Genomic DNA, 4,173 nt, shown 5'->3' with positions numbered 1-4,173 from the left:
TTAAAATAATTATAGCTTAAAAAAGGCATTATATTTGCTTATATTTTTCTAGAAAAAATAAAAAATATGAAAAAACATATTCTCAACTTATCTTTTATTCTGTTAATTGGAGGTATTTCAACCCCTAAATTAATGGCACAACTTCCAAAAATTAATTCAACAATTAGTCAAACTGAAATTAGTAAAGGACTCAAAGAAGCATTAAACAATGGAATAACAAAACAAGTAACGAAACTTGCTGCTAAAGATGGTTTTTTAAAAAACGAAGCGGTAAAAATTATGTTGCCTGAAGAACTTAAAACCGTAGATAAAAAGTTACGTCAATTTGGAATGGGAAAATTAGCCGATGAAGGCATTGAACTATTAAACCGAGCTGCGGAAGATGCTGTAAAAGAAGCGACTCCTATTTTTGTGGATGCAGTAAAACAAATGACTTTTACCGATGCTAAAAATATTCTTTTAGGCAATGAAAATGCAGCGACAGTCTATTTACAAAAAAACACAACCACGCATTTGTATGCTTCATTTAATCCCGTAATTAAAAAATCATTTTCTAAAGTGGGAGCTGATAAAGTTTGGTCAGAAATTATTAAAAAATATAATAGCCTGCCTTTGGTTAAAAAAGTAAATCCCGACTTAACCGACTACACCACAAACAAAGCAATGGAAGGCGTATTCAAAATGATTGCTGTAGAAGAAAATGAGATTCGCACAAAATTACCTTCCAGAAATAGTGATTTATTGAAAAAAATATTTGTGCTTCAAGATAAAATAAAGTTGTAAAAATTTAAGAATCAATAACATAAGTATAACATATCCTTAACACATTGTGTGAGAAAAACTTCCGACATTTGTAATGTAAAATGAGTTTTCTTATTTGGTTAGGTTAGTTTGTAAAAATCACTCCGATGAAAATCGGAGTTTTTTTGTTTAAAATTAAACTTTGATTGATTACATTGTACCAACCTACTAAAAACAAAAACCCGAAAGCCCTGTAGAACGATTTACCTTCAACTCAGGGAAGCAAAAAACATAATCTAAATCCTCATACAATTGAGGTTTTTTTTACCTAGTTATTAAATTTATTTAAAAAAATATGTCGAAAATTAAAAATATTTGTTATTTTTGATTTTATTAAAAAGCGAAACAAAACTTCGCATAGCTACCCAAATATGGGTGTATATACGAAGTTTTATATCGCATATATATAAGTTGGCAGTAATGCTACGAGCGACCGTCAAAACCGACAGAAATCACTTTGACAACTTCTTCAAATCTTTCAAACCCCAATCAGACATACTATCAATAATTGGCAATAAAGTTTTACCATATTCTGAAATTTTATATTCTACTTTTGGCGGAATTTCAGCATAAATAATCCGTTCCAAAATTTTATCTTCTTCCATTTCCCGAAGTTGGTTCACCAACATTTGCTTACTAATATCAGGAATTGCTCTTTGCAACATTGAAAATCGGTTGCAATCTTTTCGTATCAAATGAATAATTACAGGTTTCCATTTGCCACCAATTTTATTTAAACAATGAGTAACAGGACAATTGTTTGGGTTAAATTCTTTCGTTTTCCTTTTATTTTCCATTGGTCTATATTTTTAGACTATTACGACTATTATTGACTACACTATTTATTTGGACAAAGGTAATAACTTTGCATTATTAATAACAAATAAATTTTTATAAAATGATAGCAACAAAGAAAATTTTAATTGGTGCATTGCTGATAATAGTTTCAGCAATTGGAGTAAAGGCGTTTGCACATTCTCGTCTTTCAAAAGAAGAAAAGGTAAAACACATTACCGAAAAAATGGCAAAAAAACTTTCACTTTCGGAAGAACAGAAAGCAAAAGTATTTCAAATTAACCTTGACAGAGCCAACGGACACGAAGACGCTTACAAACAAGGTAGAAAAAAAGAAGTTATCCAAAATGCAGTGGCAAAATGGGAAACCGAATTGAAGCAAGTTTTAACTGCTGAACAAGCACAAAAATTGAAAATTTAATGAAAGCCATTATTCGCTTAAAAGCTGGTAAAGAATTTTCTACAATGAAAATTCAAAACATTGAAATTCCCCAAACTCAATCAGGTGAATTGAAGGTAAAAATGATAAGTAGTAGAATCAATCCTGTGGATATGGATTTGATGAAAGGTTTTCCTTCTTTGAAATACAAAAACCCACAAATTGGTGGCATTGATGGAGCAGGAATTATTTTAGAAATAGGAAAAGGTGTAACAAATTTTGCCATTGGCGACAAAGTTTTGTTCTATCGAATGTTCAGCGACATTGGAACTTGGGCAGAAGAAATTACCATTCCTGCCAACTATTGTGCAAAAATTCCTAATAATATTGATACAAAAGAAGCAGGTGCTATAGCATTGCCATTGCTCACGGCTTATGATAGTTTGCAACAACTCAACGCTAAAAAAGGTGAAAAGATTTTGATTCACGGCATTGGTGGCGGAGTTGGTTTTCAAGCATTGCAAATAGCCAAACAAATGGGACTATATGTAATTGGCACGGGAAGTCAAAGCGACAAACACGATTTAGAAAAAGCAGGAATCGACCAATTTATAGACTACAAAACACAAGACTTTTCTCAAGTATTGAAAACCAAAGAAGTGGATTACATTTTCGATACTTTGGGCGATGACATTTTGAAAAAATCTATTGCTTTACAACCAAAAAAAATAGTTTCAGTAAAATATGTAGACACTTCTCAAATGCACAAAGCAGGTGTAAACTTACCAGGAATTATGAAGTGGTTGATGAAAATGATGATGGGAAAATTTACCAAATTGGCAAAGAAAAATAGTGTACAATTAATTGGTCAAGTTACAGGAGCAAACGGAAAATTTTTGCAGCAAGCCATTGATTTAATTCAAAACAGTTTTGTGTCAAGAAAATACAATTACGTTGATTTTTCAACTATTGAAAAAGATGGTTTGAGCAAAAAATCTATTGGCAAAATAATTCAATTTTAAATTCACTTTTTGATAAAATTGAAAAACATACTCGTAGAAAAGTGATATATCTTTATTGATTTTGTTGTAAATTAGCAGACGAAAAAATAAGCACTACTGCCAACAAGCAGTTTGGCAAAATGGCGGGTTCGGTGCTAGGTTGAAACTTTAGGTATTTTTATTTACCTTTGTGCTAGCTTGAACCTTTGTGCTTTTTAAACCGCCACTTCGCCAAGCTGCCGAAACGTTAAAATTGAAACAAAAAAAGCTGTTTATGGCTAATCGCCATTTTTAGAGTATAAACAAAAAATCCTGAGTAAACTCAGGATTTTATTTTTAATCGATTTCTATTCTCTTAGTTCTTCACCGGAATACTTTCTAAAATTTCCAACACAAACTTCCAAAATTTCTGAGACGATTTAATTGATGCTCTTTCATCTGGACTGTGTGCGCCGTGAATCGTTGGTCCAAAAGAAATCATGTCCATGTTAGGATAATTGGTTCCTAAAATTCCACATTCTAATCCGGCATGGCACGCTACTACTTTTGGTTGTGCTCCGTTTTGTTTTTCGTAAATTGACGTCAATACTTCTAAAATTTCAGAATTTACGTTGGGTGTCCAACCCGGGTAACTTCCACCAAATTCAACTTCGCAACCAAATAATTCATAAGCCGAACGCAAACTATTTGCTAAATCCATTTTAGAAGTTTCCACAGACGACCGTGTTAAATTTTGTATTGAAATGTGTCCGTTTTTCACAATGACTCTTGCAATATTATTGGATGTTTCAACCAAGTCTTCCATATCCGCCGACATTCTGTATACGCCGTTGTGTGCAGCATAAATCGCGCGCAACAACCCTTCTTGAACGCCTAAATCCATTAATTTTACTGGAACAGTATCGCTTTTAACAATTTCAATCGTTAAATTAGTTTCCATCGTCTTGAACTCGGTTTTGATGTCGCCAATTACTTCTTGCATGTCAAAAACAAACGCTTCGTCATACATTTCGGCAATAATAACTTGCGCTACACTTTCTCTTGGAATTGCATTACGCAAACTTCCACCCGAAATTTCGGCAATTTGCAAACCAAAATTCTCAAATCCGTCAAATAATAAACGGTTCATGATTTTATTGGCATTTCCTAAACCTTTGTTGATGTCCATACCCGAATGTCCGCCTTGTAGCCCTTTTA

Annotated in this window: 5 protein-coding genes; 3 read left to right on the top strand and 2 right to left on the bottom strand. The window is 32.7% G+C overall.

Going from position 1 to position 4,173, the window contains the following annotated elements; all coding sequences use genetic code 11:
- The first annotated feature begins 66 nt into the window (after window positions 1-66).
- Entirely contained in the window at window positions 67-783 is a 717-nt protein-coding gene (locus tag ACIQZC_RS09545) for a DUF4197 domain-containing protein (RefSeq protein ID WP_396138998.1), read from the top strand.
- A gap of 470 nt (window positions 784-1,253) precedes the next feature.
- On the opposite strand, the gene ACIQZC_RS09540 is transcribed toward ACIQZC_RS09545, so the two are convergent.
- Window positions 1,254-1,598, bottom strand: coding sequence for a winged helix-turn-helix transcriptional regulator (locus tag ACIQZC_RS09540; protein ID WP_396138997.1), 345 nt, complete (start codon window positions 1,596-1,598; stop codon window positions 1,254-1,256).
- Window positions 1,599-1,699: 101 nt separating this feature from the next.
- On the opposite strand from ACIQZC_RS09540, the gene ACIQZC_RS09535 reads away from it, so the two are divergent.
- Complete coding sequence (locus ACIQZC_RS09535) at window positions 1,700-2,017, top strand: hypothetical protein (protein WP_396138996.1); 318 nt, start codon at window positions 1,700-1,702, stop codon at window positions 2,015-2,017.
- Entirely contained in the window at window positions 2,017-2,997 is a 981-nt protein-coding gene (locus ACIQZC_RS09530; protein ID WP_396138995.1) for an alcohol dehydrogenase catalytic domain-containing protein, read from the top strand. Before ACIQZC_RS09535 ends, ACIQZC_RS09530 begins: the two co-directional genes overlap by 1 nt.
- 334 nt (window positions 2,998-3,331) lie before the next feature.
- Here ACIQZC_RS09530 and ACIQZC_RS09525 read toward each other — a convergent pair.
- Window positions 3,332-4,173, bottom strand: an 842-nt coding sequence (locus tag ACIQZC_RS09525; protein WP_396138994.1) for a M20/M25/M40 family metallo-hydrolase, incomplete at its 5' end; no start/stop codon positions are given.

This window comes from Flavobacterium sp., from assembly GCF_044338735.1.
Taxonomy (GTDB): domain Bacteria; phylum Bacteroidota; class Bacteroidia; order Flavobacteriales; family Flavobacteriaceae; genus Flavobacterium.
The sequence above is the reverse complement of the archived record's forward strand: the minus strand, read 5'-3'. Positions and strand labels throughout refer to the sequence as shown.